Raw genomic sequence first — 19,442 nt, forward strand, 5'->3', positions numbered from 1 at the left:
TCAATACGCGGTTATTTACAAAATAATCCTAATTTCAGCGAGAGTGACAGGCATTTGTGCGACGGTATTGGCAGCAAGTAGGGGTGTAATACCAATTTGCAATTCGCATTTTCGCACAACTTCAGGAGCGATCGCACAAAAGCAGATTTTCCCAATATGCGATCGCAATATAAACTATTCTTGTGCTGGTGCAAATACGACACCTTCATAGAGTTGTGCGATGGCTAACTCAAATTCTATGCTAGATAGTGTAATCATATCTCCCTCGGTGTAGGGATAGTAAAGCCACATTCTCCCCTCTCCGCGACAGAAACGTTCAACGGAGATTTTTTCGGAATCTATCAATAAATATTCTTGTAAAGACGTAATTGTTAAGTAATTAGTGAATTTTTCGCCCCGATCTTTGCTACTCGTACCAGGGGATAAAACTTCAGCGATTATTGTGGGATTTTGAATAAATTTGTGAGCATTCAGGTCTTGAGGGTCGCAACTGACGATCACATCAGGATAATAATAGATATTTTTAGTATTAAATAGCACTTTCACATCTGACACATTCACTCGACAACCTCTAGCACGTAAATGTGGGTATAAGACTCTGTAAAAGTTCAGTGCAATGTCATTGTGAGGAACTGTACCACCAGTCATGGCAAAAACTTCGCCATTAACATATTCATAACGAAGTTCTTGCTGGAGTTCCCAAGCGAGATATTCCTCAACTGTCATTTTTTGCGGTTGTTGGGGGATGGCTACCATAGCAAGATAGTTTCTAGTTTGTTCTAATTTTAGCTTTTGGATAAAGCATAGGCTCATTCTAGGTAAGGAATAATACCTTACTATGACAATGCACAATAAAAGATATCGTACTTGCAGAAGTTTATTTTATTTTTTTTGTTTATTTATGCTTTAAAACTTTTAGTTTAAAAATAACATATTTGTAAAGTATATTGTTAATCTTGAACGTTTTTTAAAATATTTCTCTAAAGAAGATATATATTTGATAATTACGTATCTTCTTTTTGGCTTTATATATGTTCTAATTAGCAAGATATTTTATTTATAAAATATTAAAATTCCCAATCTTTATGTTTGCGAACATCCTTGATTCATGATTGGCATAATGATAGAAGATGCTGACATGAGCAATAATCAAGCTTTGGTGCTACCACATGGTAACTAATTAAAACTACCAGAAAAACTGTATAAGCTGCTGCTAAATAAGAGGGCGATCGCTGCAAAATTCTGCCATTAATCTTAATTTACAGTTACTTCTTAGTTCCTTTGCGTGTAGGTATTTATGGATTCCATCGACATTAGTAAACTTCATCTTTGGGTACAAGATAGAGACACTGTGTTGCAATATAGCAACGATGTAGAATGGCGTTATGGTCAAAAACCAGACTATACCCGTTCTGATGAAAAACTAGCCGCAGAAAGTATACAAAACCATCCCGAAAACTCCCTAGAAAGATTAGTTCAAAATTTGGTCAGAGCCTTTGATATTGAGGCCAACTTTAAAACTAATCCATCTCAATGGTTAACTGTTGTCCAAGACAAGTTTCGCATGAGTACCAATGGCGGTTATGGTTACACAATTACAGATTTGATTAATTCAGGTACTTATAAACTATTAATTGGCGATAACCAGCATTACAAAGCCAGTGAAGAAAACTTTGAAACTTCAACTAATCTCTTTCATACAGCTTTTCCTGATGGTTTTGCATGGGAAGTTATAGAAGTTTATTCCACTCCACCAAGAGTTGTGTTTAAATGGCGACACTGGGGTACTTTTAAAGGTGTATATAAAAACTATGCCCCAACAGGTGAAACCATTGAAATTATCGGTACTAGTGTAGTTCATCTCAGAGATGACCTAAAAATTCTCTGCTTAGAACATTACTATGACAATACCAAGTTCTTAGATAAACTCACAGCAGGTGGAAAATTACCCAACAATGATCAAACACAGCAGCTAGCAACTAAAAAGAAATCTTCTCTATGGCAAAGGTTATGGAACTTCATCAGCAGATTTATACCTTGGAAAAGAAAAACAACAGATGTAAATCTCTCAGCTAGTCGTTGTCCTTTTGCTGGCATCGCAAATTAAAGTTGTGTAGTAATACCATTTTTTTGCATCTGCATATATTTACCCTCCTGTAGTCTCTACAGAGGGTAAATATATGCGTGTAGTTGTAGGTTTAGAAAGTATTTTTATTATTTCTATAATTAATGTTTTGCCAACATCGTTAAATATTGCCGTATTGGTATATCTTTGATTGATCAAAAAATAAGCATAAAAAAAGACATCTTTTCAGATGTCTGTCATGCAGGAAAAAACTAAATTGTTTTTCCCTACACCTTCCCAACAATCAGCAACAGTGGCTAATTTGAGTTAGCCACACTCACAGTCACAAACGTGAATGTAATCATATTATTAAAAAAAACCTCTAAATAGCCGCAGTGTAACCACTGAAAATTAATTAGGGTGATTATTGAGAATTCGTAGTGGTATCTACTACCGCAATCATCTTGGTAATTGTTGATTTTTTATAAAGCAGATTGCGGACAATCATGTATTAATTGGTCGCATCAAGCCATAAACCAAAAGAACTTTAACCTTGTTTCCTGTCACCTATTTCATGTTTCCTAGCGTCATGCTGATGGTAGTGATACGTAATTCCAGAAACAGCCGCCAATAATAACCAAGATATGGTGTTTAATCGGAAATCAAAAAGAGTCACATCAACTGTATTAAATAGCAGCCATTCCATCAAAACCACAAGATAGCTAAAAATGATTACTCGATTTTCTGTAATTAGAGAATGGGATTTTTGCAGAAGTTGGATACCAGAAAATAATATCCAGCCTAGTAAGCCAAAAAATAATAATGTAGCTGGTAATCCGGTTTCGGCGGAAAGCATCAAAAATAAATTATGGGGGTGTCCCAAATCGATATTCATGTGCGCTTTGTAGAGGGCGGAAAAATTACGTAAACCCCACCCTGTCCACGGATGTTGCTGAGTTAAAGACCAAGCAAATTGCCATTGAGTTTTTCGCATTAAAGCCACTGGCCGATCTGGGTATAGTTCATCATTGAGCCTAGCCCAAAAGAAAGCGGGGACAATACGACGAAATAATTGAGCTACTGGCGCAGGTGCAAAAGCTGCTAATAGGACACTAGCGACAATTCCAGTCACCGCACCCACCAGTAAACGCCAACCTTGGTAAAGTGCAAAGGCTAAACAGGCAACGATCGCGATCGCCCATCCATTACGCGAATTAGTTAAAATCAAAGCTGCGAAATCAGCCACTAAAATCAATGGCAATAACAAATAGGGATTAAGAGATTTGCGTGTTCTCCCAGTCCCCAGTACCCAGCGAAGCACTGAGCTTGTCGAAGTGTCCCCAATCCCCCTTTCCAGCAATAACCCTAATCCCAGAGTGAAGACAATCGCTAAATAAGCCGCAAAAATGTTGGCGTGCATGAAAATAGATGACATTCTCCCAGGGGGACTTCCACCGGATGCGATCGCCACATCTAGCACTAAAATTTGTAACTGGGATGTCCAGCCAAAAAACAACTGTCCAAAACCCATGATTAAGACTGGGACAGAACCAATCACAAAAATCCAGGCGAGACGTTTTAATTGATTACCCGTTTGAATTAAGGCACTCAACCCAGCAAACACCAAAAAAAACGGCAGTAAATTAAATAAACCAATAAAAGCGGCTGGTTTATCTACTGCCAAGCTAGAAGATATCAGCAATAGGATAGTAAAAACTGCAAAGCCCTGATTAATGGAAGTGTGGATAATTTTGCGGTTTTGGCGCAGCCAACTAAATAGAGTGGCAAATCCTATACTTACAGCTCCCAAAAAAGGGCTTAATGGGAATATTAATAGCCCGATTTGCAGTAATTTCCAGGGTAATTGCAGATTATGAGGGGAATAACGATCAAAACCTAACTTCAAGCTAACTCCCAACATTCGCTACGGGTGAGACGAATTTGCGCCAAAGCAAAAATAGTGGGGATGATTCGACCATAATTAGTGGTAATCATTCTCCAACCCAAGTCTGCAAAGAACCAAGTCCACATCATCGGCCCCACCAAAGCAAAGACACTGCGAACTGCTGTATAACGTGCAGCATTCAAAGCCATACCTCGACGCGCCATTTGCAATGTGACGTAGCTTTGAAACTGTGTGGTTGCGGCTTGAGAACCTGCAACTACAGCATCCTTAGCTACTTGATATGTGGCAAAGTGAATGGCGAATTGTCGGGCAATTTGTTGTAGGATGAAAGGCTTAACTACAGATGTCACAGCTAAAGCACTACCACCTTTTAGCAGTAAACCTAATGGATCATGTTGTAATAAGGGTGGTAGAGGTTCTGTAGGTTCTGATTTTGCCAGTTGATTGTGAAATTGTACAGTCAATTTTTGCTTTTCATTATCTGGTAGTTTTTTCCAAACTTGTCCTAGCAGATATAAAAATACTTCTGCTTCTAAATCTATAGTTGTTAAATTGACAGAATAAGGGATTTTTAAGTATTTACAGACTTGAATTAGTGCTTGACGGTAAGTTACTTGGTTTGTACGTCCGCGTAAAACTGTCATTCCGTCTGCGGCTAAAAATCGAAAGCGACCTTCTAAGGAGTCCAGCCAAGCACGACGATTTTGGCTTTGAACTTCAATAGGTTCAGGCGTTTGGAGATAATCTAAAGGATTAAACTTCCTGCTAAACAAAATTGCTGTTAAATCTTGCAATTCATCTTCGGTGGCTAACTCTAACGCCGCCCTTAGCTCATCCAATTTCCCTTCCTCCCTTCCATAGAGCATATCTGTACCCTATTCTACTAGGCGATCGCGGATTCAGGATTGGCATCGATATCAAATAATATTGCCACCCCCAAGGCTGCAAGTTTTTGATAAATCAAAAAAGTAGAAAGAGGACTATAGCCTCTCACTACCAACTTTTCTTTAAACCTGCTGATTTAAACTCAACAACTCTGTTTCTTCAATGGTGTTCATTTGGTCGAGAATATGCCAAACTTCTTGTAACATTGGCTCTAAACCAGTGCGAGTCACCGCAGAAATCAAGAAGACAGGAACATGAGCAAGATGATTTAATTGTGTTGCTAATGCTTCTAAATCTACAGTTTCCCTATCAACGGCATCAATTTTATTTAAAGCAATAATTTGCATTCTTTCATCTAAACCGCGTCCGTAGGCTGTTAATTCTTGCTGAATTGTATTGTAGTCTCCGATAATATCATCGCTGGTGGCATCAATTAAATGCAGTAGTACCCGTGTGCGTTCAATGTGGCGAAGGAAATCATGTCCTAAACCTGCACCTTCGGCTGCACCTTCAATGAGTCCAGGGATATCAGCAAACACTGTACCGTCACCTGTGGGTTTTTTGACTACGCCTAAATTTGGTATTAGCGTTGTAAAAGGATAGTCAGCAATTTTAGGACGCGCAGCCGATAAAGAGGAAATGAGGGTAGATTTACCTGCATTGGGTAAACCAATAATTCCCACTTCTGCTAAGAGTTTTAATTCTAGACGAAGGAGTTTTCTTTCTCCTGGTAGTCCTGGAAGGGCGTATTCTGGGGCGCGGTTACGGTTACTCAAGAAATGCTGATTTCCTAAACCACCTTTACCGCCTTCTGCAACTAGTAGTTTTTGGTTGTTTTCGGTTAAATCCCCAATGAAATCTCCGGTTTCTGCATCATAAATCACTGTTCCGCAGGGAACTGCGACAATTAAATCTTTACCGGATGCGCCTGTGCAGTTATTAGGCCCACCTCGTCCGCCATTTTGTCCTTTAAAGATGTGGTTATATCGGAAATCTAACAGAGTTTGGAGGTTTTCTACAGCCATGAAAATTACCGAACCACCACGCCCCCCATTACCACCGGAAGGCCCACCTGCTGGTACGTATTTTTCTCGCCGGAAAGCGACTATACCATCGCCACCTTTACCGGCTTCTACTTCAATTTGTGCCTGGTCGATAAATTGCATAATTAGTTATTAGTCAATGGTCAATAGTCAATGGTCAATAGTCAATAGTTATTTATCTGCTGAAATTTTTATCTACTGATAACAATGGTGCGTCATGGCTATGAACGCACCTTCAACATTCTATGTTCTATAACTAGTCTTTTTTGCCTTAGACCTTCTTATTGCTATTATGCCAAACTAATGACTAATGACTAATAACTAATGACTCAGAACTAAATATATTCTGAAACATCTTCTTTACAATCATCCGCTAAGTAGGAGAGGGCGCGGAAGCGTAAGCCCACAAGTTGTTCATAGAGGGGGTTAATTTTACATAATGGCGGAATATGGACAATTTTGCGTCCAAATAGGGTGACATCTCGCTCAAAGGGACATTGGGAAGGAATCATTTTACACAAAAATCTGGCAACTCTGGGGTCTTGGACATCTAGTCCATCTAACCAGTCGCGTAAGGGTGTAAGTGCGTCTGGTGTGGGTGCTGTCAGTGGTGTGGTGAGAACAGGAGTGGCTTGTGCTTTGTCTTCTAGGGTGTGGCGTAGGGCTGATAGAATGTCTTCCGGTTCACCGAGGGCTTGGCAAAATTGATGTAGGACTTGATCTTCACTGGGGGAATAGGTACCATCTGCGATCGCTACCATAACAGCTGTACGCAAAAAATTCTCCGCAGTTGGTGTATTTTTCCCTAAAACTGTTGCTAATTCTTCTGGGGTGATGACTTCTAGTGAGTCCCATTCCAGACAAGGGGCTAATTCATCTTTGGTGATACTAGCAATTAATTGCTGTTCTTGTTCATCAAAGTTACCGTCTGCCCAAGCTATAGTTAGCAGTCCCCGCAACCAAGCGGCTATCTGTTCGCTGCTGTAGGGTGATTGAACAACAGTTGTCATATACTTACGCTTTGTGGTTTTCTCAACTCATAATAAGCTATGGGAATGGGGCATGGGGCATGGGGCATAGGGCATGGGGTTTGTTTTATTCTCTTGTCAGTGGAGTTTCTGAGGTTGGAGGTTGGGGTAACTCGAAGGTGACATCTTCGTATACGTCTGCGATCGCACACCGAAAATCTATACTAGCTAAATGGATTTCCTGTTCTTTAAGATAGGGATAAAGTACCCACTGTCCATCTTGATTACGACGAAAACAATCAATACTTATGCGATTTTGGCTGACTAAAACATATTCTTGCAGTGTTTCCATTTGTCGATAGTCAGCAAATTTATCTCCTCTGTCAAAGGCTTCTGTAGAAGGTGATAACACTTCGATAACTAAGCAAGGATAACGGATAAAATTCTCAAAGGCTCTATCTCGTTGGTCACAACTGACAATTATATCGGGATAGTAATAAATGTTCCGTGATTCAATGTGGGCTTTCGTATCTGAAATGTAAGCTTGACATCCCTTTCCACGTAGATGAGTCCTTAACATAGCAAACAAGTTACCAGCAATAATTACATGAGTATTACTCGCCCAAGCCATTGCGTAAACTTCGCCTTGGCGATATTCGTGCTTAATGGGGCTGGTTTCTTCGCCTTTGAGATAGTCTTCTGGGGAGATGTAGGTGTAACTGGGGTTTGCAATCATGGGAGTTTTAGGGTGTAGAGGAGACAAGATAGATAAGGTAGACACGGGTGACAAGGGAGGAGAGTATTACCAATTAGTCAACCTACCAAATGTATATTATGGCAAATCTAGCTGTTGTTAGATGCTGTGATTCTCTTGTCTGTCTTAATCTACAGATGTTGTACCAGAAGATAGACTTGTGCATACAATTTTAGAGCGATCGCACTTTTTAAAACAGGCTTTATTAGATTTTGTGCTGGATGCTGAAGGAGATTTAGCTCAAGCTTTAGAAACCTATTCAGCCGAACAATCTCGCCGTGGGCAAGATAACACACAGCAAGATTTCATTATTGATAGCTTTTTAATAGAAGGGAAAGTTAAAGACCAATCACCTATAGATTTATTTAAGGCGCAATATTCAGATATTACAGAGAGCGATCGCCTGTTACTTGATAGTTGGCATCGCAGTTTTATTGGTTTATTTGCTATTACTGAAATTGAGGGCGATCGCTTAGAGTTAAAAAACTGGTTAACAGATAAATATTATATTATTGGAATTAACAACTATCAAACTTTACAAGAAAGTTCACGCTTAAAAATCGGAGAGATTATATTAGTTCGTATTGCCCCTGTAACTGACACATACTGGACATTTTTTGGCAAATATACCCTACTCGGTAAATTAGGTAAGCCTAAACTAGCCGTAGCCATTGGCAACTTTAAAGAGAAATATCCACATTATCTTTACAGTGATGCACCAGAATTATTAGAAGCTGCTTGGCAATCTGTATCTCATTATCACGAGCAATTTATTAACTTTTTTGGCAGTGACGAGATTACCTTACCTGGCTATCAACTCAATCAAAAAATTGGTGAATTTCAAGAATTAATTTCTGAGCAACGACTGGCAGCAATGGGAATTAATCCCAATAAATCACTGAGTGAATTAGCTGCCGAGGCTGGCGTTTCAGAAGCAGAAATTCAAGCAGCTATTCAAGAAACTGGTGCTGATAGCAAATTAATATCACAGCTAATGAATCAACAAAATGGCAACAGTAAAATGGTCATGCCAAAAGTAGATTTACCTGCGGAATTAAAAAAAGCAGAACAAGTCACAGCCATTTCTCATCCCCGTTGGGGACAAATGTTTTTACCAACTTATACTAAATTCCAAACACTATTAACCACAGAAGATTGGCGAACTATCGAAGGTGCAGAAAAATTAGTTCGTCATTACTTAGAAGATAAATATATCAATGCTTTCATTTGGCATCGTTTAGCCAAAAATTATCCCGGTGCTTTAGAAAAACTCCTGCAAGATTATTTGCAACGCCCAGAATTTAGCCTTGATGATGATTTAGACAAACTTCTACAAGAATTCCAAAAACCTCTCAAACCAGAATTACCAGAAATCGCCAGTGTACCCATACATCTGCACGAATTATTTCAATCTGCTGTCGCGGAGGTAAATAAGTCTAAACCTAAAGATAAGAAGCCGAAAAAGTCCGTTAAGGGGTTTAAGTGAATGGTAGGGAGCAGGGAGAAAATAACTAATGACTAATGACTAATAGACCTCTTGTATGAATCCTTGGGTGTTGCTAAAAATATTATTTAAAAGCTCACGCAAAGGCGCAAAGACGCAAAGAAGAACGCAAATAAATAACTCTTCAATTATTTGTGCAAGAGGTCTAATGACTATTGACTATTGACTATTTTTTCGCCCGTTCCTTTTGATAGAAAGCCACAACTTTTTGTACATAACTACCAGTAAAGCCACTGTTACAGCCTGTATATTTACCAGTCATCCACCAACAGGCGGCGTTACGTACGGCAGCAATTTCATTATTAGTAGCGCGAAACTGCTGAGTTAACTCACGGCTTATAATACAACCAACGACTTGGCGCGTTAGCTTTGGGTCATTTTCAAACTGTGCTGGCTTAACTTCTCTTTTCAGACAATTCCTTGACCAAGCTTTGAGGGTTTCTGGTTTAATTTGCCAATCAGTATACAAGGCATCGTTAGCTGTGCCTGTTTGCGGTGCAGCTAGGCGCAAAGCTTCTACCATTGCGGAAATTTGAGGATTTTGTGTTTGCTGTTGTGCTTGGACTGACAAGGGTGACAAGCTAAAACTACAAAGCATTCCAGTTATCAACAGTAATTTTTGAGAGTATTTTTTCATAGGTAGATGATCTGTAACAATCTTGTAGTGGTTGTCAGTAAGACTTGACGGAAGAGGCAGAGGGGAAGAGGGCAGGGAGCAGGGGGAGCAAGCCTGACAGGTGTAGTTTTTTTACGTTGTGTACCAAAAACTTTGGTTTTGGGGTGTAGGGGTGTAAGGGTGTAGGGGTGAGTGAAACGATGATTCTCTCGTTAGTCTGAGAGTCATCACTCACTGCTGGGTAAAAAACCTACACTTATGAGGGGGCGCAAGCTCAGTCTTCCCCCTTGCTCCCTGCTCCCTGCTCCCATCCCTCTTGTGACATCCTCTCATTTTTTATGTTCCCATGCCCCATTCCCTATGCCCCATGCCCTATACCCGATGACCAATTCTGCAATTTTCACCAAACTATTTTTTTGAGTCGTACCAGCATTTTGATAAGTTAGTACATAGTTCGCAACATATCGTAGTTATCGCCAAGGGGGAATGTAAGTTGAGTCAGCGTCCAGATGCCATTGCACCACACGGTGGACAGTTAGTCAATCGTATTGCCACACCAGAACAAAAAGCCGAGTTTCTTTCTAAAGCCGAGTTTTTACCACGGGTACAACTTGACGATCGCTCGCTTTCTGATTTAGAAATGATCGCGATCGGTGGTTTTAGTCCACTCACTGGTTTCATGAATGAAGAGGACTACAACCGCGTAGTAGCCGAAATGCGGCTTGCTAACGGTACTGTGTGGTCAATCCCGATTACCCTCTCGGTGACAGAGGAAGTAGCTGCACCTTTAAAAGAAGGTGGTCTTGTGCGTCTGGATAACCCCAAGGGCGAATATGTCGGGGTTTTACAGCTGACACAAAAATATCATTACGATAAAACCCGCGAAGCTATTAACGTCTATCGTACCGATGATGCAAAACACCCAGGGGTACAGGTAGTTTATAACCAAGGTGCGGTGAATTTAGCTGGTGATGTCTGGTTATTACAACGCGACTCCCACCCCTATTTCCCCGCCTACCAAATTGACCCTGCGGCTTCACGCCAAATGTTTAGAGATAAGGGTTGGAAAACAATTGTCGGTTTCCAAACCCGCAACCCCATCCACCGCGCCCATGAATACATTCAAAAGTGCGCTTTAGAAACAGTAGATGGTTTATTTTTACATCCCTTAGTTGGTGCGACCAAAGAAGACGACATCGCGGCGGATGTGCGGATGCGCTGCTATGAGATTTTGTTAGAACACTACTATCCTGCGGACAGGGTAATTTTGGCAATTAATCCCGCCGCTATGCGTTACGCTGGCCCTCGTGAAGCGATTTTCCACGCTTTAGTGCGGAAAAACTACGGTTGTACCCACTTTATCGTCGGTCGTGATCATGCAGGCGTGGGTGACTATTATGGTACTTACGACGCTCAATATATCTTCGATGAATTTGAGCCTGGGGAATTGGGTATTGTCCCCATGAAGTTTGAACACGCGTTTTACTGCACTCGCACCAAACAAATGGCGACTACTAAAACCAGCCCCAGCAAACCAGAAGAACGCATTCACCTATCGGGGACAAAAGTTCGAGAAATGCTGCGTCGTGGTGAGTTACCCCCACCAGAATTTTCTCGTCCCGAAGTAGCCGCAGAATTAGCCAGGGCAATGCGAGTACAAGTATTGGCCTAAAAGGAGTATAAGGGTATGGGGGTATCATCAATTCAAAATTCAAAATTCAAAATTCAAAATTGAAGAGTTAGCCAGGATTCACCCCTATACCCTTACACCCCTACACCCTTACACCCCTAAACTATGAAGCGTCGGAGTTTTATACAAAGGATTGGCTCAATACTCGCTGTTTTGGGTGTGACTGAAGCTGAATGGTTGACTGTTAGTGGACGCTATTATCAAGCTTTAGCCCAACCAACACCCCGCAAATTAGCTTTATTGATTGGTATTAATAATTACAAAAATATTTCTGCTCTCAATGGTTGTCTCACTGATGTCGAACTGCAAAAAGAACTGTTAATTCATCGGTTCGGCTTTCAATCTTCAGATATTCTGACGCTGACTGATGAACAAGCTAGCAGAGAATTCATTGAAGCGGCTTTTAGTGAACACCTCACCCAGCAAGCCAAAGCCGGAGATGTGGTAGTTTTCCATTTTAGCGGTTATGGGACAAGGATTCAGATAGCACCGGAGCAAATTCAAAATGCTTTAGTCCCTACTGATGAAAATCAAGCGTCACAAAATGCTCCAGTAGGTAATTATTTATTAGAAGAAACCTTATTATTATTATTGCGATCGCTCTCTACAGATCGAGTCACGGCAGTTTTAGACACTAGTTATTCTCCCCCAAATACCATCCAAACTAAAGGTTTAAGAATTCGCGCCTTTCCGGCATCAGCACAGGCGCAATTAGCCGCAGAGGAATTAGCTTTTCTACAAAAACTCAAAACCCAAACCGCTAGCAAAACTCCAGATGTAGAACTCAATAGTCCGGCTGTGGTGCTATCGGCTACCTCAGATATACAGCAAGTCGCCAGGGAAGTTTTACTATCTGGATTTAGTGCAGGGTTATTTACCTACGCTTTAACCCAACAATTATGGGAGTCTACCCCATCTACTACTATTCAAGTCAGTTTTTCTCGTGTTGCTAGTGCAATGTCTCAGTTGGGGAGTAAACAACAACCTGCACTTGTGAGTAATAAGAAAAATCAAGCGGGAGTAACTATAGAAAATCTACTTCCCGATGGTAATAATGGGGCTGAAGGTGCAATCATCGCTACAGAAGAAGAGGGCAAAACCGCGCAGATATGGCTAGGAGGACTACCTGCCCAGGTTTTAGAATACTACGGCAGTAATTCTCGGCTGGCTTTGTCTACAGGGGAAGAATTAGTGGTGCGATCGCGCACGGGATTAACTGCCAAAGCACAACTTGCTAAAATCAGTGATGCGACTCCCCTACAAGCTGGACAACTCCTGCAAGAAACACTGCGGATATTACCGAGAAATATTAATTTAACAGTCGCTTTAAATACAAATTTAGAAAGAATTGAACGGGTAGATGCTACTAGTGCATTTGCAGCCGTTCCCCACGTTTCCACCGTAGTCGAGGGAGAACAACCAGCAGATTACATATTTGGTAAACTCCTCCAAACCCCCAGCCGCTACGGTTTATTTTCCCTGGGTGGTGAACCCATACCCAGCACCACAGGGGAATTTAGCGAAGCTGTGAAGGTAGCTGCACTGCGGTTAGCCAAGAAATTACCCGCACTGTTAGCTGCAAAGTTATGGCGACTGACAGAAAATGAAGGTTCATCGCGTTTACCTGTCAAAGCCAGCTTAGAAGTAGTAGGAATTTCACCAAGAGTAGTATTACAACGGGAAACCCTACGAAATGCTGTAGTGGAAACTTCTACTAAAAAATCATCTAGTAGCCAGTATGCTACCCTTAAAACTCCTGTAATTCCCATTGGGAGCCGGATACAGTATCGAGTGCAGAACAAAAGCCAAAACCCAATTTATTTAATGCTATTGGGGATGAAAAATAATCGGACTGCGATCGCATTTTATCCTTGGCAAACTATCCCAGAAACCGAAACCCCCGACAATAAACTGCAACTCCAACCCATAATTATCGCCCCTGGTGAAACCATCACCTTACCCCAAACCGCCGCAACATCGGGCTGGACAATTTCGGGGCCTGCTTATGAGTGCGAATACCAATTAATTTTGAGTACCGCACCCTTTAAAGAAACTCTGAAAGCCTTAGAAACTGCCAAATCTCCCACAGGCGACCAACAACCCATTAGTACACTAGTCAATCCCTTAGTAATTGCCCAAGCCTTACTGCAAGACTTACACAATGCTAGTAGTAGCAAGACTGATATAAGTAGTACAGTTACCGATACTTATATATTAGACGTAAATCATTGGGCAAGTCTCAACTTTAGTTTTCAAGTCGCCTAGTAAAAAAAATCACAGTAAAAATAAATCACCAACCTGCGGTAGAGAGAACAAAAAACGAGAAATGAGTAAAAGTTTTCCTCTAACCAATCCCCAGCGATGCACTGAGCTTGTCGAAGTGTCCCCAGTCCCCAATCCCCAACTTAAGTACGACGAGCATTTATTTCATCCGTAAGATGGAATGCGGGAAAAACTTGACGAAAGTAGAAGAGCAATTTTGATACAAGTTCTTCATACAGAGGTCAAATAATGACAAACAGCAAAAGCGATCGCCAAATCCGTTATGCTGTGGTTGGCTTGGGTTGGTTTGCTCAAGAAGCCGCTTTACCTGCATTTGCTCACAGTGAAAATTCCAAATTAGCCGCGCTAGTTTCAGATGACCCCAAAAAACTGGAAGAACTCAGCCAAAAGTATGGCGTTGACCATACTTACTCTTATGAAGAATATGAGGACTGTCTAGCCAGTGATGAAATTGATGCTGTTTATATTGCATTACCCAATCACTTACATTGTGAATACACTGTGCGTGCTGCTAATCAAGCAATTCATGTTTTGTGTGAAAAGCCAATGGCGGTATAGCCTTTCTCAGTCTAGTGAAGTACAATAACAACAATGAGTAAACCAATTAAAAATATCATCTAAAGAGACTTGGCTAAAAGCAGTTTCAATTGCTATTACTAAATCTGGATAACTCCTAGCACCGATAGAACGGAGTGCATTCTTAATCTTTGACCAACAATTTTCAATGGGTGAAAAATCAGGAGAATACGGTGGTAAATAAATCAACTTAGCTCCAGCAGATTCGATGAGTTTTTCAATATCCCCACCTTTATGAATTGAGCAATTGTCCATGATTACATAATCACCTTTCTTCAGTTTCGGAACTAGTTTTTGCGAAATATAAGCCTCAAATGTTAGACCATCAGTCGCTCCTAAAATACTGTATTGGCTAACGACTCCTCTCAAACCAATTGCACCAATTATCGAAACATTTTTACTACGTTTTTGCGGTCTTTGACCATGCGCTCTTTCACCTTTTTTGGCACGAGCAGACTGTCTGTCCAAAGATAGATTCGCTCCGGCTTCATCTAGAAATATCAGCTTTTGGGCTGGTATTCCTCGTATTTGTAGCCAAAACTGTAATCTTAACGATTGAACTCTTGGAGTATCTTTTTCTGCGGCGTGCAATGTTTTTTTTTAAGCTAATTTCCATCCTCTTTAACATTCTGTCTACTGTCGAAATTCCAATGGTTATTCCTGTTTTTTGTTTGAGTAGCTCCCGAATTTCTGATAAAGTGGCATCATTTTTGGCTTCTACTATTTCCTGAAGCACATTCAATTGCTGAGAGTTTAGCTTTGGTGGCGTTTGTTGTGTTCTGACTTTCGGTGCGATATTTCCTGTTTCTCTATACTGTTTCAGTAATTTCTCTATAAATCCTAAAGTTACACCAAATCTTTCTGCTAACTTTCGTTGTGATATTCCATCTTTTAAATATGTATCCAGTATCTTTTGACGCAAATCGAGGGAATATGCTTTCATTTTTACCCTAGACTAGTATGTACAGCTTTATTTGCTCAATTGTACTTCAGCAGACTGGGAAAGGCTATAACAGAACAAGAATGCGAGTCCATGATTAAGGCTGCAAACGACAACGGTGTCAAACTGATGATTGCTTACCGACTACACCTAGAACCCGCAAATCTAGAAGCAGTGGAAATAGTCAACTCCCAGCAAATAGGGGAAGCACGGGCTTTTAACTCAGTTTTTACCCAACAAGTAGAACAGGGTAATATTCGTCTACGGGACATTACTGGCGGTGGTACACTCTACGATATTGGCATTTATTGCATTAATGCTGCACGCTACTTATTTCAAGATGAACCTACAGAAGTATTTGCAGTAGCCGCCACTAAGGGAGAACAACGCTTCAGCGAAGTGGAAGAAATGACTAGTGTGATTCTCCGCTTTCCTAATGAACGCCTAGCAACGTTTACCTGTAGTTTTGGAGGCGCAAAAGTTTCTAACTATCAAGTTGTGGGAACTCAAGGCGATTTGTTTGTTGAATCCGCCTATACATGGCAAGGAGAAATCAAGCATTATCTAACAATTGAGGGTCAAACTCAAGAACGGAATTTTCCCCGCCACGACCAGCTAGCAGCTGAATTTACCTATTTTTCTGACTGCATTTTGTCAGACCAAGAACCCGAACCAAACGGTATTGAAGGACTAATTGATGTCAGAATTATTCAAGCACTATATCAATCTATTGCCACAGGTCAACCCGTAAAAATCCCAACTCTTGAACGGGATCAACGTCCCACATCAGATCAATCGATTGAACGTCCTCCCGTGGAGGAGAAACCAGACTTAATTCATGCTGCTTCACCTGGTGGTGATTAACATAATCAATCAATACAGTACAGATAAATAAATAGTTCGTAGTAAGGACTAAAGTCCTTACTACGAACTTCTTCTTCCTTCTATTAATTCATGAGATAAAAACAGAGAATTTCTGTTACCTTGCCATTTTTAATGGTGAAATTTAAGCCGGCGGGACTAGGTGATTCAATTCCGTAGCTTAAAGTAGTGAACTGTCCATTTTCACTATTGGGAGGTTTGCCGTAAACTTTCAGCACTTTTGCTTGGCTGTCTCCGACTTTTATCCCATTTACAGTGGCGTATTTAGGACTAGTGACTTTGATTTGATAGACACTAAAGTAACGAGGCTGTACACCTTCATCTAAATCAATAGTGATGCCCGGATATTTCAAAGTCCGAACATTACCAATTGCATGAGAAAAACTATTTTCCACCTTCAATGGTTTACCTAAAAGCCTCCTCACTACCTGCTCAGACATGGAAAGTTTAATTCTACCTACCTCTAAACTTCTGGTGGTAATGCCTTTTGTCTGCTGTTTAATATTTTGAGCAATGAAAGGATGAGCATTGATAGCCTTAACTGAACTAATATTGTAGTCAACAAATGTGAGGCTGAAAGTAGCGATCGCTAGAAAAATTGTTCTTAAGTACATAACTAATTAAACCAAGCTGCAAATTGAAAAAATTGTCCGCGAAAAACTTCTAATAATCTCTGCCAAGTCGCTGCATCAGTTTGTTTACCAAACTCCAAATAGGGAGCAGCCGCAGTTCCTTGAACCCACAAAATTAAATCAAATGGTTGCGGTTCAGTAAAAACTTTATTGAGATTAATACCTCTAACTTCGCGTTTTCTCCAAAAGGGAATTAACTTTTTACCAGTGAGTAAAGTATCAGTTTCATCTAGAAATGCTAGCCAACTATCAATCATTTCTTGAGTTACTGCCGCGTTAGGAATTACAGCCTTTTGTTTGGGGTTGGGTAGCCATTCTCGGTCATTATCAGTTTCCGCTAAAATGGCATCCCAAGACTGACGACTTAAGGCTGTCACTGCTTGTAAATGTTGGATTGCAGCCCTTAACCTTTCTGGTTCAGCCACGGGGAAATTCATCAGGTGAACAAAGGCTACAATGTCACTAATGTCAATATTACCGAAGCTGAATATACCTGTACCTTTAGCTAAAAATGGATAAGCTGATTGAGCATTAGCAAAAATTAAATGACCTGTAGAATCAAACAATTTACTTTCATCGTATCCCAAAACAGTTTGAGTCATAGCAGAGAGTAAATTACAGTAGCCTTTGAGCCAAATGACATCGCCGAAATCAAAGGCGATCGCAAAATTTTCGGCGGCTTTTTCGGTGGTTTGTATCCCTGATAATAAACTAAAAGTTTTCCAGAAAGATTCATTTTCTTCTAGTTTCCCATCAGCATTAAAATCCATGCGTGTTAAACCAAGCCGCACAGGTAATTTAACTTGACTATCTTTAATAGGTTCAAGGGTGGCTCTGATTTTAGTTAAATCATCCAGTAAGTTTTGTAAAATATTGCGAGCATCTGTGTAAGTAACTGGTTGCGGTTGCGGATTTGCGGGTACAGGTAAACGCAAAATAGGAAAAAATTGAGTAATGCCGTTTTGCTGTAAACCATAACGGTACAATGATTGCATTAACTTTTCAGTCGCGCCCATCAGTTGTACAACACCCAAACCAAACCGCATTTGATCATCATTTTGGTTCTCTTGAATCTTGGCAACTAAGGCTGCTTCTCCCTCTTGAAATTGAGCATTAATTAAGTAAGTCTCAATCTCTGCAAAAGGTGTTTTTGATTGTGCTAGTGGTGCAAAGTGAAATAAAAGCAGAAGAGTCAGTAGAAGAGAGCATAAAAAAAGACGCATAACTTATGATTCTAAGTAGTCTTCGATGGTTGCCACACTATATCCTAAAATTACTTTTTATACTCCGTATCTTAACTTTTCCTCAAGCTTGATTCCTCTAAGCGTTAATTTACTCAAGATTTCGCAACATTTCGGCTGTGTTTCCATCAATACTGCATCCCTAATAGAACGTGGTTCATTTTTTTTAAAGAAGTGATGACTTGTGAGTAATAGATCATTAAAAATAAGTTTTTATGCTATTGCTAAACTACAAAAATCACTGCTAAAGTAACAAAACTATGTGCAAATACAACATAATTCTTCTCCTACCATTAATGATTAATTATGTTCAAAAAGTTATCAAAATAGTTGCAGTCAAATGTTACTATGTAGAACCAAAATTCTTTGCGGGTGTGATATTTTGATGATAAATTTGGCATCAAATTGCTAAAACAGCCCCATAAAGTCATATAAGTTGCAGAAAATTTTGGCAAAGTTTAGCAAACTGATATCTATCTGCAAAATCAGATTCTTCATTTAAATAACTTACGAATACTCAACTATTCGTGAGACACAGTAACCCAGTTTTAGTAGAGAAACCAGGGTGATTAAGTCTAGTCACTATAGGTAGTTAAAATCCAAAATTTGCATCTCACCTCATAGCTGATTCAAGCTGTGAAGTTAAATATTTATCAGGTATAGGCTGAGTAGTGAGTGCTGAGTAGTGAGTGCTGAGTGCTGAGTAGTGAGTGCTGAGTGCTGAGTAGTGAGTGCTGAGTAGTGAGTGCTGAGTTGGTGGATTTTTCTCCCCTGCACCCTGCACCCTGCCCCCCTGCCTCCTGCCCCCCTGCCTCCTTCCTGCCTTCTTTTCATTAGGGAAATTTCAGATAAACGGGCAAAAAAACCATGTCAAGGGTGACTGAACAGCAAAGTTCAAGAGAGCAGCCACTTGAGCTAGAACAACCTAAGATTTGGTGGGGTCTTGCTGTAGCTCTACCAGTAGCAGTTGCCGCCGGCCTACTAGCTACAGCAAAAATAGAGCAAATTGGCAAGTTTAACCCATCTGTACCCATCAAACCAGTTGCTAGTAGTGTTAGTGCTTTAGGACGTTTAGAACCACAAGGAGAAGTGATTAGACTTTCTGCGCCAGTAGGAGGATTACAATCAGCTTCACGAGTTAAACAGCTCTTTGTCAAAGAGGGAGAACGTGTCAGAAAAGGTCAAGTGATCGCTATTTTAGATAATCATGATACTCAGCTAGCGGCTGTAGAAGAAGCAAAAGCCAAACTCTTAGAAAGCCGCGCTAATTTGGCACAGGTAAGAGTTGGCTCACCTAGAGATATTCAAGCGCAAACAGCAGTAATTGCACGTTTGCAGGCTCAGTTGCGCGGTGAAAGCGAAGCCCAACAAGCTACAGTTACGCGCATAGCTGCTCAATTAAGTGCGGAAAAAATTGCTCAACAAGCTACAGTTAACCGCTTAGAAGCTGAACTAAT

The 19,442-nt window shown here is 40.5% G+C and carries 17 protein-coding genes and 3 pseudogenes; 7 read left to right on the forward strand and 13 right to left on the reverse strand.

Going from position 1 to position 19,442, the window contains the following annotated elements; translation table 11 throughout:
- Positions 1 to 15: 15 nt before the first annotated feature.
- Together CV014_RS21065 and CV014_RS21070 are read right to left on the reverse strand one after the other, a co-directional pair.
- The gene (locus tag CV014_RS21065) at positions 16 to 168 is read right to left on the reverse strand and encodes a hypothetical protein (protein WP_236143820.1); all 153 of its coding nucleotides are present in this window, start codon (positions 166 to 168) and stop codon (positions 16 to 18) included.
- A gap of 6 nt (positions 169 to 174) precedes the next feature.
- Positions 175 to 756, reverse strand: coding sequence for a Uma2 family endonuclease (locus tag CV014_RS21070; RefSeq protein WP_236143821.1), 582 nt, complete (start codon positions 754 to 756; stop codon positions 175 to 177).
- A gap of 541 nt (positions 757 to 1,297) precedes the next feature.
- Between CV014_RS21070 and CV014_RS21075 the strand changes: the two genes are divergently transcribed.
- Positions 1,298 to 2,107 carry an ester cyclase gene (locus CV014_RS21075; RefSeq protein ID WP_236143822.1) on the forward strand — a complete coding sequence of 270 codons (810 nt, stop codon included), beginning with the start codon at positions 1,298 to 1,300 and terminating at the stop codon, positions 2,105 to 2,107.
- A gap of 505 nt (positions 2,108 to 2,612) precedes the next feature.
- On the opposite strand, the gene CV014_RS21080 is transcribed toward CV014_RS21075, so the two are convergent.
- The 5 genes from CV014_RS21080 to CV014_RS21100 form a co-directional block, all read right to left on the reverse strand.
- Positions 2,613 to 3,986, reverse strand: coding sequence for an O-antigen ligase family protein (locus CV014_RS21080; RefSeq protein WP_236143823.1), 1,374 nt, complete (start codon positions 3,984 to 3,986; stop codon positions 2,613 to 2,615).
- The gene (locus tag CV014_RS21085; RefSeq protein ID WP_236143824.1) at positions 3,968 to 4,810 is read right to left on the reverse strand and encodes a YaaW family protein; all 843 of its coding nucleotides are present in this window, start codon (positions 4,808 to 4,810) and stop codon (positions 3,968 to 3,970) included. Before CV014_RS21085 ends, CV014_RS21080 begins: the two co-directional genes overlap by 19 nt.
- A gap of 168 nt (positions 4,811 to 4,978) precedes the next feature.
- Positions 4,979 to 6,022: a GTPase ObgE gene (obgE, locus tag CV014_RS21090; RefSeq protein WP_236143825.1), complete on the reverse strand. Its 1,044-nt coding sequence runs from the start codon at positions 6,020 to 6,022 to the stop codon at positions 4,979 to 4,981.
- A 212-nt stretch (positions 6,023 to 6,234) separates the two neighbouring features.
- Positions 6,235 to 6,909, reverse strand: coding sequence for a Mo-dependent nitrogenase C-terminal domain-containing protein (locus CV014_RS21095; protein ID WP_236143826.1), 675 nt, complete (start codon positions 6,907 to 6,909; stop codon positions 6,235 to 6,237).
- 85 nt (positions 6,910 to 6,994) lie between these two features.
- Positions 6,995 to 7,603 (reverse strand): Uma2 family endonuclease, encoded by a 609-nt coding sequence (locus CV014_RS21100; RefSeq protein ID WP_236143836.1) that lies wholly within the window; start codon positions 7,601 to 7,603, stop codon positions 6,995 to 6,997.
- A gap of 178 nt (positions 7,604 to 7,781) precedes the next feature.
- On the opposite strand from CV014_RS21100, the gene CV014_RS21105 reads away from it, so the two are divergent.
- On the forward strand, positions 7,782 to 9,107 hold the full coding sequence (locus tag CV014_RS21105; protein ID WP_236143827.1) for a hypothetical protein: 1,326 nt from the start codon (positions 7,782 to 7,784) through the stop codon (positions 9,105 to 9,107).
- A gap of 184 nt (positions 9,108 to 9,291) precedes the next feature.
- Here the strand turns inward: CV014_RS21105 and CV014_RS21110 are convergent, their stop codons facing one another.
- Entirely contained in the window at positions 9,292 to 9,762 is a 471-nt protein-coding gene (locus CV014_RS21110; protein WP_236143828.1) for a hypothetical protein, read from the reverse strand.
- Positions 9,763 to 10,234: 472 nt separating this feature from the next.
- On the opposite strand from CV014_RS21110, the gene sat reads away from it, so the two are divergent.
- Together sat and CV014_RS21120 are read left to right on the forward strand one after the other, a co-directional pair.
- Complete coding sequence (gene sat / locus CV014_RS21115) at positions 10,235 to 11,413, forward strand: sulfate adenylyltransferase (RefSeq protein WP_236143829.1); 1,179 nt, start codon at positions 10,235 to 10,237, stop codon at positions 11,411 to 11,413.
- A 123-nt stretch (positions 11,414 to 11,536) separates the two neighbouring features.
- On the forward strand, positions 11,537 to 13,696 hold the full coding sequence (locus tag CV014_RS21120) for a caspase family protein (protein ID WP_236143830.1): 2,160 nt from the start codon (positions 11,537 to 11,539) through the stop codon (positions 13,694 to 13,696).
- 9 nt (positions 13,697 to 13,705) lie between these two features.
- On the opposite strand, the gene CV014_RS30180 is transcribed toward CV014_RS21120, so the two are convergent.
- Positions 13,706 to 13,828: a hypothetical protein gene (locus CV014_RS30180; RefSeq protein WP_268964846.1), complete on the reverse strand. Its 123-nt coding sequence runs from the start codon at positions 13,826 to 13,828 to the stop codon at positions 13,706 to 13,708.
- Between the two features lie 114 nt (positions 13,829 to 13,942).
- Between CV014_RS30180 and CV014_RS21125 the strand changes: the two are divergent.
- Positions 13,943 to 14,269, forward strand: a pseudogene (locus tag CV014_RS21125) (Gfo/Idh/MocA family protein); the annotation flags it as partial.
- Positions 14,270 to 14,278: 9 nt separating this feature from the next.
- Here the strand turns inward: CV014_RS21125 and CV014_RS21130 are convergent.
- A protein-coding gene (locus CV014_RS21130) for an IS630 family transposase (RefSeq protein ID WP_236140973.1) occupies positions 14,279 to 15,233 on the reverse strand; the annotation gives its coding sequence in 2 pieces (ribosomal slippage) (positions 14,279 to 14,891 and positions 14,890 to 15,233; 957 coding nt in all).
- Between the two features lie 63 nt (positions 15,234 to 15,296).
- Here CV014_RS21130 and CV014_RS21135 point away from each other — a divergent pair.
- Positions 15,297 to 16,094: pseudogene (locus tag CV014_RS21135) on the forward strand (Gfo/Idh/MocA family protein); the annotation flags it as partial.
- 83 nt (positions 16,095 to 16,177) lie between these two features.
- Here CV014_RS21135 and CV014_RS21140 read toward each other — a convergent pair.
- The 3 genes from CV014_RS21140 to CV014_RS21150 all read right to left on the reverse strand — a co-directional run bounded on the left by CV014_RS21140 (position 16,178) and on the right by CV014_RS21150 (position 18,769).
- Positions 16,178 to 16,726: a hypothetical protein gene (locus CV014_RS21140; protein WP_236143831.1), complete on the reverse strand. Its 549-nt coding sequence runs from the start codon at positions 16,724 to 16,726 to the stop codon at positions 16,178 to 16,180.
- A 2-nt stretch (positions 16,727 to 16,728) separates the two neighbouring features.
- The gene (locus CV014_RS21145) at positions 16,729 to 17,967 is read right to left on the reverse strand and encodes a hypothetical protein (RefSeq protein ID WP_236143832.1); all 1,239 of its coding nucleotides are present in this window, start codon (positions 17,965 to 17,967) and stop codon (positions 16,729 to 16,731) included.
- Positions 17,968 to 18,598: 631 nt separating this feature from the next.
- Entirely contained in the window at positions 18,599 to 18,769 is a 171-nt protein-coding gene (locus CV014_RS21150; RefSeq protein WP_236143833.1) for a hypothetical protein, read from the reverse strand.
- An 83-nt stretch (positions 18,770 to 18,852) separates the two neighbouring features.
- On the opposite strand from CV014_RS21150, the pseudogene CV014_RS21155 reads away from it, so the two are divergent.
- Positions 18,853 to 19,442 (forward strand): annotated as a pseudogene (locus tag CV014_RS21155) (biotin/lipoyl-binding protein); the annotation flags it as partial.

It is taken from the genome of Nostoc sp. CMAA1605, from assembly GCF_021596505.1.
Lineage (GTDB): Bacteria > Cyanobacteriota > Cyanobacteriia > Cyanobacteriales > Nostocaceae > Trichormus.

Excerpts from the sequence above, each read along its gene's own strand:
- CV014_RS21070 (WP_236143821.1), bottom strand. The coding sequence starts at position 756 with ATGGTAGCCATCCCCCAACAACCGCAAAAAATGACAGTTGAGGAATAT.
- CV014_RS21075 (WP_236143822.1), top strand. The coding sequence starts at position 1,298 with ATGGATTCCATCGACATTAGTAAACTTCATCTTTGGGTACAAGATAGA.
- CV014_RS21080 (WP_236143823.1), bottom strand. The coding sequence starts at position 3,986 with ATGTTGGGAGTTAGCTTGAAGTTAGGTTTTGATCGTTATTCCCCTCAT.
- obgE (WP_236143825.1), bottom strand. The coding sequence starts at position 6,022 with ATGCAATTTATCGACCAGGCACAAATTGAAGTAGAAGCCGGTAAAGGT.
- CV014_RS21095 (WP_236143826.1), bottom strand. The coding sequence starts at position 6,909 with ATGACAACTGTTGTTCAATCACCCTACAGCAGCGAACAGATAGCCGCT.
- CV014_RS21100 (WP_236143836.1), bottom strand. The coding sequence starts at position 7,603 with ATGATTGCAAACCCCAGTTACACCTACATCTCCCCAGAAGACTATCTC.
- CV014_RS21110 (WP_236143828.1), bottom strand. The coding sequence starts at position 9,762 with ATGAAAAAATACTCTCAAAAATTACTGTTGATAACTGGAATGCTTTGT.
- CV014_RS21120 (WP_236143830.1), top strand. The coding sequence starts at position 11,537 with ATGAAGCGTCGGAGTTTTATACAAAGGATTGGCTCAATACTCGCTGTT.
- CV014_RS21140 (WP_236143831.1), bottom strand. The coding sequence starts at position 16,726 with ATGTACTTAAGAACAATTTTTCTAGCGATCGCTACTTTCAGCCTCACA.
- CV014_RS21145 (WP_236143832.1), bottom strand. The coding sequence starts at position 17,967 with ATGCGTCTTTTTTTATGCTCTCTTCTACTGACTCTTCTGCTTTTATTT.